The organism is Nitrospira sp. Ecomares 2.1 (assembly GCF_965152585.1).
Genome location: NZ_OZ224219.1, coordinates 897,555 through 914,037 on the forward strand (window position 1 = coordinate 897,555; position 16,483 = coordinate 914,037).

Sequence of the window (16,483 nt, forward strand, 5' to 3'; positions counted from 1 at the left end):
GTAACCGCTTAAAGGGCGGTAAATGGCAAGGCACAGACAGAGGCCGGAAAGCGTTGGTCTCGGATCTCGATTTCCAGTTTTGTCTGGGGTTGGGTGAAATCTCGTAGGGGAAATCCCAGTGCAATCGGTCTTTTGATACGAGGGGAGTGGGTTGAGCTTGATACCCATCCCACTTCCCGCGTTCCACTAAAAAGTTTCGCCCCCGCTTCCGGTAGTTGTGGGGGTTTTACTTCAAGAACTAACCCCACCATTCGCCGTTTGACCGATCCGTAGGTATCCATTCTGGCTACAACTTCCTGCCCGGGATAGCATCCCTTCGATAAGCTAAAGGCGATACCCTCCAAATTCGCTTCCGGCGGAACGATTTTTTCATTCAAGTCTGGCCCAAGGCGAGGCAATCCCCCTTCAATCCTGGCGGTCTCGAGTGCCTCCCTTCCGACCGGCTGAAGGCCGGCCTCTTTCCCTATCGTTAAGAGATGAGACCACAGCGCGGGAAGACCTTCGGCCTGGACAAATAATTCAAAGTCCTGCCCACCCGTTTCTTCCGTTCGAGCGATTACCCCTTGCATGTCACCAAATGTGAATGAAATGGTATCTAAAACCTGGAGGGAATTCACTTCTACACCGAGGGCTTGTTTGAGAATATCCGGACCATTCGGCCCGGTAACCAGGAGGAGTCCCCAACTTTCTAGGCCATTGTGGAGTTTGGCTTTTGTCCCATAGAGCAGAAATTTTCGGAGGGCTTGAAAGGTCAGGTCATCCACCTCTCCGACATCCTCAATGATCAACGTCTCCGGTTGCAGAAATACTCGAAAATAGGAAAGCATTTTTCCTTTATGATTCATGAAGGCCGAGTACCGACCCTGACCAGGCTTAAGAGGAAGAATATCGTTGCTGATGATGCTTTGGAGCCATGAGACTCGGTCATCACCCGTGACCATGATTTTTCCTCGTAATGATAGATCGGCGAGGCCGCCTCTCTGATGAATGGACTCATACTCTAACAGAGGGTTGCCGTAATGAAGGGGCACTTCCCATTCGCCACAAGGTTGAAACCTGGCGCCTAGGGCTTCATGCTGTTTATGAAGGGCAAGGGTCTTCATGATGTCGCTGCCGTCGTGATTTCCTCAAATAGCGCGAGTGTCCGCGCAGAAAACTCATTGCGCGAGACAATTTTTTGAATTCCAAGGTCTTTCGCCAGTTTCCATGTTTGAACTTCTTCATGATTGGCAAAGGCCAGGATGGGTAATGCCTGTGTTTGAGGAAGTGTGCGTAGCGATTTCACAATATCGGATGCATTGAGCCGATCATCATTCATGTTGACGATAATGCCCATCGGCTGGCTGGCAAGAGCTTTCGTTTGCCAGTCATCTCCAGTGCGGATACGTTCCAGTTTATAGCCTTGCGGTAAAAAGGCGTCGCGTATTTTGGTGTAGAAGAAGATATCACTAACCGCCACAAGAATCGTTTTGGTGTCCGACATTTGGTAAGGCCTTTATTCGTTCTAGTTCATAAGAGTCAGAATGCGCATGAGCGCTTGTTTTGCTGTCTTGTATTCAGGGTTAAGAGCCAGGGATTTTTTGTAGGAATCGACTGCCTGGTCCCATTCCCCTTGTCGTTCATACACACGGCCGAGATTCATGTGAGGAAAAGAAGGGTTTTCATATCGTTTGGCTTTCATCGCTTTTTCAAGCCAGGGAATAGCCTCGTCCAGCTGGTTGAGCTCAATAAGGTAAGCCCCGATATCGTTATAGGGATTTCCGAATTCAGGGTCCTGACGAATAGCCACTTGGCATTCCTCAATGGCTTCCTGCAATTGTCCCATGAAACTATAGGCCCATCCTAAAAACGTATGTGCTTCTGCAGTTGGGAAAATGTCGATGGATTGTTTATAGAGATCCACGGCCTCTTCCAGTTGCCCTTTCATTTGGAGTTCATAGGCCTGCTGAAAAAGGTTCCAGGCCGTCACCTTATCTTCTTCGTGGCCCTCGCCCTGGTCGAGAAAATCTTGAATATCCATAGGAAATTGTGTTGTGAACAGTCCTTTTTGTGTCTCTTAGGAAAAAAGGTGATTATTCGCCTTTGAGTTTACTCTGAACCAACTCAGCTGCACGTCGGCCGGAAAGTAACATCGACCCAAACGCCGGTCCCATACGTGGACTGCCATCAACTGCAGCAACGGCCAAGCCAGCGACAAAGCAATTTGGATAGATTTCACGGGTATTTTCTACCACTAATACTTCGGAACGCGCCACCCACATAGCCCCGTTTCCAGGCACCTTCTGATATAAGTTACGTTGGTGGAGGAGATTAACCACGACGGCATCATGACCGGTGGCATCAACCACAATTTGACTTTCAAGGGCAATGGGATCTACGTGAATGGTACCATGCCCCGCCATTTCCACGGTGGAATTATTGACCACCACACCTTCGATTCGCTGATCTTGCCGAAGAATGAGATCGACGACTTTGGTAAGATTCATAATCTTGACCCCGGCTTCGTAGGCAGAGGAGATGAGCCGGCTGGTCACATGAGGCGGATCAACCATGGTCATTCCCGGGCAGTCTTTAATCGGTTTAAAGGGAATGCCCAATTCTTCAAGAATCCGATCCGCTGGTTCGCAAATCGTGGCCTTATTCATGAGAAAACCACCAGACCAAAAGCCGCCACCAAGAGCTAGTGATTGTTCGATGAGCAGTGTCCGGAAACCGGTCGCGGCAAGGTCTCTGGCGCAGAGGAGTCCGGACGGACCTCCTCCGACGATGATGATATCGCTTTCAATCAGTGAGTCGAATTCTTTGTAGTACTCCCTGGCAATGTGACGGGTGATATCCCGTTCTCGTAAAGGAGCGATGTTGATAGGATTCATAGGGGAGCTCCAGATAATATTTCGTTTTTATGGAACATCAAGTACAATCACGTTTTGTTTTTGCCTGTTACCAAAACTCTGTTGATCACCTGCTTGTTCCACCATGGACTTTTACCGCTTTACAGATATAAGTCTCCACCGGTTTTCCGGAACTCTTCGGATTTTTCCTGCATGCCTTGTTTCAGTGCGGCCTCATCTGCCAATTGTTTTTCCGCAGCATAATCTCGCACGTCCTGGGTAATTTTCATGGAACAAAAATGCGGGCCACACATGGAGCAAAAATGGGCTAGCTTCGCTCCTTGCGCGGGGAGTGTAGCATCATGGAAATCCTTCGCCGTTTCCGGGTCAAGGGATAAATTGAATTGGTCCTGCCATCGAAATTCAAAGCGCGCCTGAGATAGGGCATTGTCCCTGTGTTGGGCTCCGGGATGGCCTTTGGCCAAATCTGCCGCATGTGCGGCGATTTTGTAAGCCATGACTCCGGCCTTCACGTCTTCTTTGTCCGGTAGGCCCAAATGTTCCTTGGGCGTGACGTAACACAGCATAGCGCATCCATACCAGCCGATCATCGCCGCGCCGATCGCCGAGGTGATGTGGTCGTAGCCTGGAGCGATATCCGTGGTGAGGGGGCCCAGGGTATAAAAGGGGGCTTCGTCACAGACGGAAAGCTGCTTGTCCATGTTTTCTTTAATGAGTTGCATGGGAACGTGTCCCGGACCTTCAATCATGACCTGCACATCATGCTTCCATGCAATATGGGTGAGTTCTCCCAAGGTTTCCAGTTCGGCGAATTGAGCCGCGTCGTTGGCGTCTGCCAGAGAACCAGGGCGCAGTCCGTCGCCTAAACTGAAGGATACATCATAGCTTTTCATAATCTCGCAGATTTCTTCAAAATGCGTATAGGCGAAGTTTTCCTGATGGTGAGCGAGGCACCATTTGGCATGGATAGATCCGCCTCGTGAGACGATGCCGGTCATGCGAGAGGCGGTCAGTGGGACGTAGGCCAGGCGAACACCGGCGTGAATGGTGAAGTAGTCCACGCCTTGTTCGGCTTGTTCCACGAGAGTATCTCGAAAGATTTCCCAGGTAAGTTCCTCAGGTTTTCCTCCAACTTTTTCTAATGCTTGGTAGATGGGAACGGTCCCTATAGGTACTGGAGAATTTCGAATAATCCACTCACGAGTTTCGTGGATATTTTTCCCTGTGGAGAGGTCCATGACGGTGTCGCCACCCCATCGGATAGACCAAATCAATTTTTCAACTTCCTCTTCAATGGAAGAGGACACGGCAGAATTGCCGATGTTGGCGTTTATTTTAACTAAAAAATTGCGCCCGATGATCATAGGCTCAATTTCCGGATGATTAATATTGGCAGGAATAATGGCCCGTCCCCGGGCAATTTCATCACGAACAAACTCCGGGGTGATATAGGAAGGAGTGGACGCGCCCCAATTCTGGCCAGGATGTTGAGTCACCCCAAAGGTTTGTCCGGTCCCTTGTTGGGCGGATTGGTGTTCCTCTCGTGCCTGGTTCTCCCGTATGGCAATAAATTCCATTTCCGGTGTGACGATTCCCTTCCGAGCATAATGCAATTGGGTGACATTTCGACCTGATTTTGCCCGAAGGGGTGGGCGTTGCAAATGGAATCGGATGGCCTGTAAGGCGGGATCGTTGGCCCGGGTTCGTCCATACTGTGAACTGACCTCTTTTAAAGGTTCTACGTCTTGCCGTTCCGCAATCCAATCCTTTCTGAGGGGATGGAGACCTTTGCGCACATCAATGTGGAGAGCAGGATCCGTATAGGGTCCTGAGGTATCATAGACGATGACAGAAGGGTTCTGAACTTCAGTGTGGTCTTGAGGACTATGACTTGGGGTTTGATGGATCTCGCGCATAGGGACTCGTACATCTGGCCTCGAGCCGGTTCGATATATTTTTTGTGAGCCCGGAAATGGTTGAATCGATAAGGAGGAAAGAGGAATACGGGGCTCCTCAGAAACGACGCGCAATGCGGGTGTTGGTGGGCTAGTGGTTGTGGCTTGGGGTGGTGTCATGCAAACCCTCTCTTTCTGGGGTTAGGAATTGATCCAGGGAGCTGACTCCAAAATACAAAAGCCGCCCCTTTTTTTGCTAAAGAGTGCGGCTGCTCGTGCGGGCTTTCGTGTCTCCTGCTTCCCTACGCTGGTATTATCCAGGTCAGGTCGTGAGGGTCGTCCCCGCTTTTGGGACTCTCAGCTTGTCGCACCCCTAGCAAACTCATGGTAAGTCTCGTTCTGTTTGTTTGTCAAACAGTGCCAGTCCCCTATTCCCTCAAAGAGAAGTGTAAATGTCAACCTCCATCTCTAAGTTTCTTGTACACTGCGGTTATATCCTCGATTCCCAATCGAATGTCCAAATTGGCCTGACAAAACTCTATGCCACGACCACCAAGTTCTCTTCCATGGTCAGGCAGTGTCAGGATCTGTGCTACTGCCGCAGATAAACCAGCAACACTTTTATTGGGTACTAAAATCCCGTGACCAACCGTTTTTAAAAGCTCGGTTTCACAGCCCGTATCAAACCCTATGATGGGTAAGCCCATAGCCATGGCTTTATAGGTTGAAAGATTGGTCTCCTCAAAAATCATGGTACGAAGAAACATTGTGGCGGCTGCGTAATAAGGTAGGAGGTCATCCTGATAGCCAACGAGATGCATATGGGTATAAGTGCCTAAATCTTTTGCACGGTTTTCTAGTTCTGCACGTTGCTTCCCATCGCCAACCAAAAGCCAATAGAGCTTAGGAAACTGTTGTACAAGGCTGGAAAGAGCTTCCAAGGCATATATGTGCCCTTTAGAGGAGTCCAGGCGACCGACAGAAAGTGCAATAAAAGCATCTGAAGGCAAATGATAATTTTCTCTGATTGTCTTATGGAATTGTTCCCGTTTATGTCGAATCTTGTTGATTTCTTCAAGGTCAAGAATCCCGCGAAGAGGAGCAATTTTGGAATTGGGAATGCCTACTGCATGCAGTTCATCCTGACAGCGGGAGGCAGCAGTGAAGAAACAATCGAATAAGCCATGAAAACGGGCATACAGTCTTGGAACCCAGGGTTTTCCTTCATCCACCATTTGGGAAAAGAGTGACGGAACCAGATGAACCATTGGGCGCCGCAACAGGACTTTTAATGGCACGCCAATGGTTAAGGCATAAGTTGTATGTACATTAATAATGTCCGGGCGAAACCAGATTAAGGCTTTACAGACATGCCATATTGTTGAAATGTACCGGCCAAGAAACCAAGTCAGGGACCAACGATCTAAAAGTTTTAAGATACGGCGTTTAGGAACTTGGCCATAGGCACCCTTCTCTCGCAGAAGATCTGCCGTTATCCATTTTCCTTTATCAGGCGAAAAGCTAATGACTAAGTGTTTGACCTTATCCGGTGGGGTCAAGCGCACAATATCCCAGAGCAATCTTGTTGTGCCATAGCCGGTTATTCTATCAATCAGATGGAGCACTCGGACCGGCGTATCATCCTTGATCTTTTTGTTCACTTTTCCATCCCCGTCTGCTTCCGAAGAGGTCTCGTTGAAATAGGGCACTAAATTACTGCCTTCGTTTTTTAATGCATGCTTATTCGCCTGATATGGAAATTTGTTAGATCGGTCCATGAAATTAGGGTTAGACCAAATTGGTACATTAAAATTGGTACATTAAGACCCCAAGCAAAGTACGAGATTCCAAGAGACTCTGTAATTGGGTAAAACCGACGGCTTAGACTCTCGCTGTATTTCAATCATGTTAAATTTCTTTTTTGGAAAATTTAACCATCTGCAAAGTAATCATTTCAGCAATTATTTTATGGGCGAGTTCATTTGGGTGTGTATCAACGAGAGTCGGGGGTTCACCACGCCAATGGTTGTAGTGTCGTTGGAAACTTTTTTCATCGATGGTTGGCAGCCGGTTTAGTAACTCACTGTGCGCATCTATTACTACCGCATTCCTCGGGAAAAGATCTTTTGAAATTGGGACAGGAAGATGATTTTCTCCCAGTATTACTATGATCATCCTGGCGTTATTTTGTTCTGCCATGTTGGCGATTTCTTTATATGCGTCTTGTATGACCGCCGAGCGATTTTTTGTGGGACCATTTGTCAATCTCAAAAATTTTGCGAGAGTGTATTTTGTCATATTGAAATCATCGTGAAGTAGGAGAGGAAAGCCGATATTCACCGAAAAAAGAAAAAATCAGAAACTCCTTTTTGGGTATTTCGATAGTTGTCGATAGGTAAGTCAAATACCTTGGTTTGAAAGACGGCGGGTGCTATCCCTAGGGCGCTTTCTCCAAAATAGTAGGGGTTAGGGAGCTTTCCGTAATACGAAGGCGCAAAGGGTTGGATTGCTCGTTTCACAAGCCAGGGCGAATATTGAACAATGACATAGTCAGGCTTATGGCGAGGAATCAATAGTTTCGCAATTAACACCATTTGTGAAAGGCCGTAACTACAAACACCAGCATTCTTTGTCGATACGCCGAAATCGGCGCCAATCAGGTAGGGAAAGGTATTTTCAGCATGAGTGGCAGCTCCATACGTGAAGGAGCATCCTAAGGTGAGCGCAAATGGATGGTTGTTTGTGGTCTTTAACTTTTCATCCACTGGAATTCTAAATCCGTCCTTGTCATATGGTACCGGAATGTCAGGGCCTAAAGGCAATATTTCCCAGCCATGGGAATTGGGAATAGGTGCATATCCAAGTTCTTTATGAGCTTGATGGACTTGTCCGCTCCAACCACGCTGATCGGATTTAACGTAGTTATAGAATTGGACTGTTCTAAACGTTGTGTACGCAAGATAGGTTAATACGAGGGTAGTGATCGGGATAAGCAATAGAACTATATGAAAAAATATACTTTTCTTCGTGGAAGGTTTCTGCTTGGACATCAGCAATACCCCAGCTTCAAGAGGCAATCTCCATGGATCTCACTAACTTTCGGTAACTGGTAAACGGACACCGCTTTTTGGCAATTGATCAATGGTAGTTTTTCCAAATGTGGATTCCGCTCCCCAATGTTTGAGTACCTTTAAACTGTAATTCCTTCGGTTCCCCATGCCCCCCGCTCGCCAAGTATTGGGTTTTTTAGATTTATCCCTCAAGGCAGAGGTAGACCACACCTACAATTGAACCCAGAACTACAATTGAACCCAGAACTACAATTGAACCCAGAAATGGTAATAATGCTGAAGCGATTCCAGTTTGTACCCAAACCTTTCATAAAATTTACAGGCTCGTATATTGTTTTTCTGGGTAACCACTTCTGAAGTATGTATACCATTTGATATCAGCCATTCATGTAGAGTCTTCATCAACAATGAGCCGATTCCTTGACCTTGAACTTTTTTTTGAACCCCCATCAAGCCAACTTTTCCAATGCCATTTTTGACAGACCCGGTCACCATTCCGAGACAATCTTCCATATTTGCGGAATTCTTCACGATAAACACCACATCGGCAATTTCATGTAAAGTGCTTCGGTTAATCCAAATATGGTACATGCCTGCAAATTTTTCCTTCGAAATACATGGATCGTCGTGAAATCTAGAATGGGCACCTGCGATCAACGCAAGAGTTTTTAACTGCTGATTGGCCTGCGATCGAGGGAATTCAATTACTTCAAACGAATGACTTGGGTTCTTAATCTCGCCGAAGGTGAATTCGGTACTCAGCTTCCGTTGATAGGTAACTTTTCTGTCTACCAGGGAACCTGAAAAACTTTGAAGAAGAGGCAAAGGGATCATTCTGTCCGGGCAAGTGGCCCAATAAATCAAGTGGTAGCCCTGTTCTTTTGCATAAGACAGAATGTTCTCAAGTTCAGAGTTTGTTAATGCTGGAGAAATAATCTGCCCAACGGAAATCTCAAAATGTTGAGAGTCCCAGGGTAGTGGCACAAGAACCGTTAAAAGATTATTCTTAATTTATCTCTTCTCTCTTTGTGCAAGTGTTCTACTAGGTAGAACCTCCTCGCCACTATTGGACAAATCTGAGCGCTGGAGGTTTCTCTCGGTTTAGCTTTATTTTCCCTTTCACGGTTTCCAGACCTTCGGTTATACATTTTATGATGTATTCCTGCTCTTTTTCAGTCATTTCGTAATAGAATGGCAAACGAAGCAGTCGACCGCTCAATTGTTCTGTGATTGGGAAATCGCCCTCGATATATCCAAACTTTTTCCCCATTGGCGAACTGTGCAGTGGAACAAAATGAAAAACCGCCAAAATGTTCTGTTGCCTTAAGTACCCCATGAGGGCATCTCTTGTTTCTATATCTGGAAGAAGAATGTAAAACATATGAAAATTACTCTTGCAATCTCCTGGTATGGTAGGGAGACTCAATAGACCTTGAATTTCAAGGGGTCGCAGGAGCATCCGGTACCGTTTAAAAATTCCCCTTCTGCGCTCTGCAATCGAGTCCAACATCTCCAATTGGGCATAAAGGAATGCACAGACGATTTCACTGGGCACATATGACGATCCAATGTCGACCCATGTGTACTTATCAACTTCCCCGCGAAAAAATTCGCTCCGGTTGGTTCCCTTGTCTCGAATGATTTCTGCCCGCCTTATCATTCCGGGATCGTTGATGCAAAGTGCGCCCCCCTCACCACAGATATAATTTTTAGTCTCATGGAAACTATAGGTTCCGAGATGCCCAATAGTTCCGAGTGCCCGGTTTTTATAATACGCCCCCACTCCTTGCGCCGCATCTTCTATGACCAAGAGTGCATGTTTCTTTGCAATCGCCATAATGTGGTCCATTTCACATGCGATTCCGGCATAATGAACTGGCAAAATGGCTTTTGTTTTTGGAGTAATCGCTTCTTCTATTCGATTTTCATCCAGATTCAGTGTGTCAGGCCTGATATCGACAAATACCGGTTTCGCGCCCAACCGAACAATCGCATTGGCGGTCGAGACGAAAGTATAGGAGGGGAGAATGACCTCATCACCGGGTCCAAGGTTACAAAGCATTGCGGCCATTTCCAGGGCTGCCGTGCAGGAAGGTGTCATAAGCACTTTGTGAACGCCGAACTGTTTTTCAAACAGTTCAGAACATTTTTTAGTGAAATACCCATCACCAGCCAAATTTCCAAACGTCACTGCCTGCGCAATATAATAAAGCTCCTTTCCCGCAATGAACGGTTTATTGAAGGGGATGATCTTTTCCATCTTTCTTTCTCCATTTGTTGGAAAATACCTTTCTATGCGTCAACGGCAGAGGTCTCTTGCCTGAAGTTAGAATTTCGTGCCTCACACCGTTCTGAAAATACTTGGCGTAATCACCCTTGGAGGGTGTTACTCCCAATGAGTCGTTGCCCCAAACCTTTTTGCCGGTTCACCTCTTCGAAACACCTACGGTACATACCCTGCTTGAGTTGCATGATTTCGAAAAAGTTTGGTTACCTTTACGGAGAATTTTTGGCACCTCTATCAAGCCAGGCAAGCCCACAACCAAGCATTTCTATGTAGGGTTGTTGCCGATCTAAGTCGTTGGCTCACAGCAGGGATATCTCATCTCCTTACGGCTGAAGGCTTTAGCTATCGGGAATTCTGGCTACCGGATTACCCAAAGGGTATAAATCTGGGAATCTGGGAATGTGTAATGAGAGCGGGGCGGTGACGGCTTTCTTCCGGGAAAAATTTTCATCCCAGGGCATTAGATTTTAACATCCATTCTGGAATCTAACGGTGCCATGGTCCCCCCTCGAACAACTCGGTCCAACTTTTTCTGAAGACCCTACAAATTACCCGTTGTCCTCAAAAAAACAGAATAAGTTCTTAATCGTTGTCAAAAAAATCGGCCACCACTGAGGAAGGAGCATGCTTTTTTCTTGAAGTTTACCTGAAAGGCACACTAATGGGAATTCCCAATTTTTCTTCATCCCCTGGCAATACCAATACCTCAAGGATTTCATTGGGAGATTCGATATACCCGGTATATTGTTGATTTCGGCCTGTATCAGCCTCGACAGAGGCAATTAGCTTATTGTCCGATCCAAGGTTGCAGGGTTTTTCCCTCAACAATAGACAAATTCTTTCGGGTTTCCAAATCCAGGGATAACGCCAAGCCTAAATATGAGGCAATGCCATGAAGATACAGAGCGCTGGAAGTGTAAGTGGTAGGCGCACGGGACATTTTTTAGCCGTGGAGTAAATGGTGTTTCAGAACTTATTAACGGGACCTTGTTAATAAAAATGACGGAAATCTTAGGCTGTAGAAGTAAGGCTGGTGGAAACATACCCGATATAAGAAAAGGCCTATTGGTTGAACTTGGATTGGACATCATCCTTATGCCGAGATTGTACAGGTGGGGGAATGTAATGAACGTTTTGTCAGTCGGCTATTCCGGCAATTTATGCTAATAGAAGATAACAGATTCTCCTGGACTGCTCCTTCATCAACAGGCCCATGCGGATTTTGAACTCAGTTGTTCTGTATTGATTCCAGTGCAGGCTCTTTTTGTTCACCATTGCTCGGATAGCGAAGAGTGGGATTGATATGTCTCGGTGGCAAAACCGATTCCCCAGGGAAAAGGCAGAGAGGTATCTGTGTGTATAGCACCAAAGGGAAAACGCATTTAGAAAAAGATTAACAGACCGTCTTTTTGATTTATCGGGCTTAATAAAACACTGGAGGTCGAGCCTTCTGTAGTCCCCCGCTGGCACGGGAGTCGATTGTCGGCAGGTGGATTGTTGTGGAGCAGCTCATATTAGTAGCTATTTAAGGAGAATTCCTTTCATAGGTGCCTACAGATTTGGTAAGCTTAATTTCTGTTCCTTGATTTCGTTAAATTGGTAGTTAGTATCAGAAAATACAGCCATCTTTGAACAAAAAACTCGAAAACGTCCTTGGAAATAATAATTATGCCCACTATTACAGAATTCCCTATTACTGACTACCAAACTCTTCCGGATCAGGAATTGTTTGATCGAATTGTCGACGCAAAAGCCATATTAGGTCGGAAAGTATTGCTATTGGGACACAACTATCAACGGGATGATGTAATCATCCATGCCGATTTTCGAGGCGATTCTCTTCTCTTGGCCAAGTATGCGGCTGAGCACCCTGAATTTCCTCATGTGGTGTTTTGTGGGGTGCATTTCATGGCTGAAACAGCCGACATTCTCAGTCGTTCCAATCAAACGGTCATTCTGCCCGATATGGCTGCTGGCTGCTCAATGGCGGATATGGCTTCCATGGAACAGGTGGATGATTGTTGGGAGCGGCTCGCTCGGGTGTTGCCTGTTGAGGAGACCGTGACCCCCATCGTGTATGTGAATTCAGCTGCTTCTCTCAAAGCCTTTTGCGGAGAACATGGTGGGGTGACCTGCACTTCCTCAAACGCCAAAGCCATTATGAACTGGGCCTGGGAGAGACGGGAGAAAATTCTTTTTTTCCCGGATGAGCATTTAGGGCGGAACACCGCGAATGCGATGGGATTTCCCCCTGAGGAGATGATCGTCTGGGATCCTTTTCAACCCAATGGCGGGCATACTCGCGAAACCATACACAAGGCTCGTCTGATTCTCTGGAAGGGGCATTGTAGTGTGCATCAGATGTTCCAACCGGCACACGTTAGCTATTTTCGAAAGCAGTATCCTAATGTTCAGGTTATTGTGCATCCTGAATGTCATGAGGATGTGGTCAATCAGGCAGACCTGGTGGGATCGACGGAATTTATTATTCGGACAGTGACTCAGGCCGATCCAGGAACAATTTGGGCGGTGGGAACCGAGCTGAATCTGGTGAATCGGTTGAAACAAGATCAAGCCGATAAGCAAGTCTTTTTCCTTTCCCCAATGGTGTGTCGCTGTTCGACGATGTATAGAATTGATGGGCCTCATTTATGTTGGGCCATGGAAAATCTCGTGCAGGGTCATGTGGTTAATCACATCCAAGTTCCTGACGAGGAGAAAGTGTTTGCCAAGTTGGCTTTGGACCGCATGATGGATTTGAGCTGAATACCTTTCTTCTGTGGTTCCCCCCCTTCCCTTATTTGTTGCGCTTTCATATCAATAACACGGTTGTTTTCCATTGATGTGTTGTCGCGATATGACTGAAGGGTTATGTTTGACGGGTTTGGGAGGCATGGCTAGAATGGCCTTGAGTTTATCCCACTATTCTTGAGAATTTCCCCATGGACTACAAAGCGACATTGAACCTTCCCCGGACTGAGTTTCCGATGAAGGCCAATCTGCCACAAAAGGAACCGGAGCGATTAGCCTGGTGGGAGCGGGAGCGGGTGTACGACCGTATTCAGGAGGCCAGAAATGGCAGCCCCCGTTATATCCTTCATGATGGCCCTCCCTATGCCAATGGGCATATTCATATCGGGCATGGGCTGAATAAAATTCTCAAAGACATCATTATTAAATCGAAAACCATGGCGGGGTTCCAGGCTCCCTATATCCCTGGATGGGATTGTCACGGGTTGCCGATTGAGCATCAGGTGACCAAGCAGCTCGGTCCCAAGAAAAAAGATCTGAGTGCGGTGGAACTCCGGAAGCTCTGTCGCGAGTATGCGGAGAAATTTGTTGAGATCCAACGAGACGAGTTTCGCCGGTTAGGGGTATTCGGGGATTGGGAGCATCCGTATCTGACGATGGATCATGCCTATGAGGCCGCGATTGTTCGAGAGTTTGGAAAGTTTGTGGAAAAGGGTCGCGTCTATAAGGGATTGAAGCCGGTGTTGTGGTGTACCGTGGATCAAACGGCGCTGGCTGAAGCCGAAGTGGAATATGAGAATCATCTCTCACCGTCGGTATATGTGAAATTTCCCTTTACGGTCCTGCCGGCTGAAATGGGTTCCGACCAACGATTGGGTCTGCCAACCGTCAAAAAGTTGAAAGCCGTTTCGGCCGTCATTTGGACAACGACCCCTTGGACCCTTCCCGCGAACCAAGCCATTTGCCTCCATCCGGATTTTGACTATGCCGTTCTTCAAGCTGGAGAAGAGGCTTTTATCGTGGCTCTTGGATTGGTGGACGCATTTGCCAAGGCCTGTAAGATTGAGAAATTTGAGGTATTAGGAAAAAAGAAAGGAAAAGAATTCGAAGGATGGACGTGTCATCCTCCATTTGCCAAGAAGGAGATCCCTATCCTCAATGGAGATTTTGTCACCTTGGAGCAAGGGACCGGGTGTGTGCATATTGCTCCTGGACATGGGATGGACGACTATCTTTTAGTTCTGAAATATAACAAACCCCCTTATGTCGAAATGCTTCCTGATCGGAAGCCATTGGAAATCCTGGTGCCGGTCAACAATGCAGGACGGTTTACGGATGATTTTCCTGAGTTTGCAGGACAACCCGTTTTGGAGGCGAATCCCGGGATTGTGGAAGTCTTGAATGCTAGGAAGTTGTTAGTTGGTGAAAAAAGGCTTGAACATACTTATCCTCATTGTTGGCGCTGTAAGCAACCGGTCATCTTTCGGGCTACACGCCAATGGTTTGTGTCCATGGAGGAAGCCGATCTTCGCCAAAAAGCCCTGAAAGAAATTGATAAAGTCCAATGGATTCCAGAGCGGGGACGAGATCGTATTTACGGGATGATTTTGAACCGTCCGGATTGGTGCTTATCTCGTCAGCGAATGTGGGGGACGCCCATTCCTGTGTTTTCTTGCCAAGGCTGTTCCACCCCATTAACTGATTCCAAAGTGATCGAGCATATCAGTGTTCAAATGCAGGAGAGTGGGGCCGACATTTGGTTTAGTCGATCCGCCCAGGAATTACTTCCCCAGGGAACCACATGTGTGCAATGCGGCCATGGGTCGTTTAAGAAAGAACATGATATTTTAGATGTCTGGTTTGAATCGGGGGTGAGTCATGCGGCGGTGTTGAGGCCTCAAGGTGAAGGGTGGTATCCCGCAGACTTATACCTTGAAGGTTCCGATCAACATAGGGGATGGTTCCACAGTTCCCTTTTGACATCGGTGACGACGGATGAGCAAGCACCCTATCGGGCCGTCTTGACGCATGGGTTTGTTTTGGATGGGGAAGGCAAAAAAATGTCGAAATCGGCAGGCAATGTCGTGACCCCACAGGAAATTATCAAAGAGTCTGGTGCGGAAATTCTGCGACTATGGGTGGCCTCGCAGGATTATCAGGAAGATCTGCGTATCTCAAAAGAGATTTTAAAACAATTGACGGATGCGTATCGTAAGGTGCGCAACACCTGCCGGTTCCTCCTGAGTAATCTGTATGATTTTGAGCCGGGCGTTCATTCCGTGCCCCATGCCGATTTGCCGGAACTGGATCAATGGGCCCTCTGGCGGCTAGGGCAACTGATCGACAACGTGAAAAAGGGATATGCCCAATTTCAGTTTCGCCAGGTCGTGCACGAATTGGATTATTTTTGTTCTACGGATATGAGCGCGACCTATTTGGATATCTTGAAGGACCGTTTATATACCTTTCCGGCAAATTCGCTACTTCGGCGTGGTTCTCAGACGGTTTTGTTTGAAATCGTGTCCTCCTTAGCAACGCTCATGGCTCCGATCCTAAGTTTTACTGCTGAAGAAATCTGGCAGGTTCTACCAGAATCCACGGTAGAAGGATCTAAGCCGATGAGTGTGCATTTGGCCGACTTCCCGAGATCCCCCACAGTCTTTCAAAACCCACAGCTCCATACGACGTGGGCCTACTTGTTCCAAGTCCGGAGTAAGGTGCAATTCGCTTTAGAAAAATCAAGACGAGACAAGGTGATTGGTTCTTCCCTGGATGCCACCGTAATCTTGCATGCGACTCAACCAAATTCTGCGTTGCTCGAAGGGTATCTCACCGATCTGCCGGCATTATTTATTGTCTCGTGTGTGAAGGTGGAAGCGGTTGGGTCACTGCCTGGAGGGGAATTGGTGGATGCGAGCCTGGGTTTAACGATAGAAATCGTCAAAGCTGAAGGTACCAAATGTGATCGATGTTGGAATATCCTCCAGGATGTGGGTTCACAGACTCAACATCCGACGCTTTGCGGTCGATGCGTGGAGGCGCTGGTGTGAACGGCATTCATCGATTTGTGTTGTTAGGGCTCCTGGTGGCATCCATCGTGAGCCTCGATCAGGTCACCAAGTATTACATTGCCACTTCAATGTACCTCCACGAGTCCATCCCCATCATTCCAGGATATTTTTCCTTGACCTACATCAGAAACCCTGGTGCCGCCTTTGGGATAATGGGCACGACCAGTAGTGGGTTTAGGCTCATTTTCTTTTTCCTGACATCCCTCTTTGCCATGGGATTATTAATTACCATCTTCTTACGGCTGGAACCCCACGATTGGTGGGGGCAGATGACCATTGCATCGATTTTTGGTGGCGCGATCGGGAATTTTATCGATCGCTTGCAATATGGGGAAGTCATTGATTTTTTAGATTTCTATATCAATGGCTACCATTGGCCCGCTTTCAATGTGGCCGATTCGGCGATTAGCGTGGGGGTGTGCTCTCTTCTCCTCCTGTTTGCCTTTGAAAAACGGAAACCCAACTTGACCCCTCAGGAAAATCCTCCTCTCTAATCTTCCGAATTGTTTTTCAGCTGCGAGGCACGTTTGTGCCCACTTATTTTGCTCTCATCATA

Annotated in this window: 13 protein-coding genes and 1 riboswitch; of the genes, 3 read left to right on the plus strand and 10 right to left on the minus strand. The window is 47.2% G+C overall.

Features of this window, described 5'->3' with window-relative positions; genetic code table 11:
• Nucleotides 1-8 precede the first annotated feature (8 nt).
• From ygfZ to rffA, 10 genes are all read right to left on the minus strand, one after another.
• A complete protein-coding gene (ygfZ, locus tag ACWHYD_RS04110) occupies nucleotides 9-1,103 on the minus strand; it encodes a CAF17-like 4Fe-4S cluster assembly/insertion protein YgfZ (RefSeq protein ID WP_447964648.1) in 1,095 nt (364 codons plus the stop codon).
• On the minus strand, nucleotides 1,100-1,483 hold the full coding sequence (locus ACWHYD_RS04115; RefSeq protein WP_447964649.1) for a response regulator: 384 nt from the start codon (nucleotides 1,481-1,483) through the stop codon (nucleotides 1,100-1,102). The genes ygfZ and ACWHYD_RS04115 overlap by 4 nt, the downstream gene beginning before the upstream one ends.
• A 21-nt stretch (nucleotides 1,484-1,504) precedes the next feature.
• Nucleotides 1,505-2,020: a tetratricopeptide repeat protein gene (locus ACWHYD_RS04120; RefSeq protein ID WP_447964650.1), complete on the minus strand. Its 516-nt coding sequence runs from the start codon at nucleotides 2,018-2,020 to the stop codon at nucleotides 1,505-1,507.
• Between the two features lie 52 nt (nucleotides 2,021-2,072).
• Complete coding sequence (locus ACWHYD_RS04125) at nucleotides 2,073-2,873, minus strand: sulfide-dependent adenosine diphosphate thiazole synthase (protein ID WP_447964651.1); 801 nt, start codon at nucleotides 2,871-2,873, stop codon at nucleotides 2,073-2,075.
• A 119-nt stretch (nucleotides 2,874-2,992) separates the two neighbouring features.
• Entirely contained in the window at nucleotides 2,993-4,927 is a 1,935-nt protein-coding gene (thiC, locus tag ACWHYD_RS04130; protein WP_447964652.1) for a phosphomethylpyrimidine synthase ThiC, read from the minus strand.
• Between the two features lie 102 nt (nucleotides 4,928-5,029).
• A riboswitch (TPP riboswitch) is annotated at nucleotides 5,030-5,132 on the minus strand.
• A 70-nt stretch (nucleotides 5,133-5,202) separates the two neighbouring features.
• On the minus strand, nucleotides 5,203-6,525 hold the full coding sequence (locus ACWHYD_RS04135) for a glycosyltransferase family 4 protein (RefSeq protein WP_447964653.1): 1,323 nt from the start codon (nucleotides 6,523-6,525) through the stop codon (nucleotides 5,203-5,205).
• 130 nt (nucleotides 6,526-6,655) lie between these two features.
• Nucleotides 6,656-7,045: a hypothetical protein gene (locus ACWHYD_RS04140; protein ID WP_447964654.1), complete on the minus strand. Its 390-nt coding sequence runs from the start codon at nucleotides 7,043-7,045 to the stop codon at nucleotides 6,656-6,658.
• Between the two features lie 38 nt (nucleotides 7,046-7,083).
• A complete protein-coding gene (locus ACWHYD_RS04145; RefSeq protein WP_447964655.1) occupies nucleotides 7,084-7,797 on the minus strand; it encodes a hypothetical protein in 714 nt (237 codons plus the stop codon).
• Nucleotides 7,798-8,064: 267 nt separating this feature from the next.
• Entirely contained in the window at nucleotides 8,065-8,802 is a 738-nt protein-coding gene (locus tag ACWHYD_RS04150) for a GNAT family N-acetyltransferase (protein WP_447964656.1), read from the minus strand.
• Nucleotides 8,803-8,881: 79 nt separating this feature from the next.
• Nucleotides 8,882-10,078, minus strand: a complete 1,197-nt coding sequence (rffA, locus tag ACWHYD_RS04155) for a dTDP-4-amino-4,6-dideoxygalactose transaminase (RefSeq protein WP_447964657.1) — start codon at nucleotides 10,076-10,078, stop codon at nucleotides 8,882-8,884.
• A 1,695-nt stretch (nucleotides 10,079-11,773) separates the two neighbouring features.
• Here rffA and nadA point away from each other — a divergent pair.
• The 3 genes from nadA to lspA all read left to right on the plus strand — a co-directional run bounded on the left by nadA (nucleotide 11,774) and on the right by lspA (nucleotide 16,421).
• Nucleotides 11,774-12,871 carry a quinolinate synthase NadA gene (nadA, locus tag ACWHYD_RS04160; protein ID WP_447964658.1) on the plus strand — a complete coding sequence of 366 codons (1,098 nt, stop codon included), beginning with the start codon at nucleotides 11,774-11,776 and terminating at the stop codon, nucleotides 12,869-12,871.
• Between the two features lie 176 nt (nucleotides 12,872-13,047).
• A complete protein-coding gene (ileS, locus tag ACWHYD_RS04165) occupies nucleotides 13,048-15,906 on the plus strand; it encodes an isoleucine--tRNA ligase (protein ID WP_447964659.1) in 2,859 nt (952 codons plus the stop codon).
• The gene (gene lspA, locus ACWHYD_RS04170; RefSeq protein ID WP_447964660.1) at nucleotides 15,903-16,421 is read left to right on the plus strand and encodes a signal peptidase II; all 519 of its coding nucleotides are present in this window, start codon (nucleotides 15,903-15,905) and stop codon (nucleotides 16,419-16,421) included. Before ileS ends, lspA begins: the two co-directional genes overlap by 4 nt.
• Nucleotides 16,422-16,483 lie beyond the last annotated feature (62 nt).

What these genes read in the sequence shown, in the direction of transcription:
- ACWHYD_RS04145 (WP_447964655.1), bottom strand. Translation starts at nt 7,797, where the DNA reads ATGTCCAAGCAGAAACCTTCCACGAAGAAAAGTATATTTTTTCATATA.
- thiC (WP_447964652.1), bottom strand. Translation starts at nt 4,927, where the DNA reads ATGACACCACCCCAAGCCACAACCACTAGCCCACCAACACCCGCATTG.
- ACWHYD_RS04135 (WP_447964653.1), bottom strand. Translation starts at nt 6,525, where the DNA reads ATGGACCGATCTAACAAATTTCCATATCAGGCGAATAAGCATGCATTA.
- ACWHYD_RS04115 (WP_447964649.1), bottom strand. Translation starts at nt 1,483, where the DNA reads ATGTCGGACACCAAAACGATTCTTGTGGCGGTTAGTGATATCTTCTTC.
- ygfZ (WP_447964648.1), bottom strand. Translation starts at nt 1,103, where the DNA reads ATGAAGACCCTTGCCCTTCATAAACAGCATGAAGCCCTAGGCGCCAGG.
- rffA (WP_447964657.1), bottom strand. Translation starts at nt 10,078, where the DNA reads ATGGAAAAGATCATCCCCTTCAATAAACCGTTCATTGCGGGAAAGGAG.
- ACWHYD_RS04120 (WP_447964650.1), bottom strand. Translation starts at nt 2,020, where the DNA reads ATGGATATTCAAGATTTTCTCGACCAGGGCGAGGGCCACGAAGAAGAT.
- ACWHYD_RS04140 (WP_447964654.1), bottom strand. Translation starts at nt 7,045, where the DNA reads ATGACAAAATACACTCTCGCAAAATTTTTGAGATTGACAAATGGTCCC.
- ACWHYD_RS04125 (WP_447964651.1), bottom strand. Translation starts at nt 2,873, where the DNA reads ATGAATCCTATCAACATCGCTCCTTTACGAGAACGGGATATCACCCGT.
- ileS (WP_447964659.1), top strand. Translation starts at nt 13,048, where the DNA reads ATGGACTACAAAGCGACATTGAACCTTCCCCGGACTGAGTTTCCGATG.
- nadA (WP_447964658.1), top strand. Translation starts at nt 11,774, where the DNA reads ATGCCCACTATTACAGAATTCCCTATTACTGACTACCAAACTCTTCCG.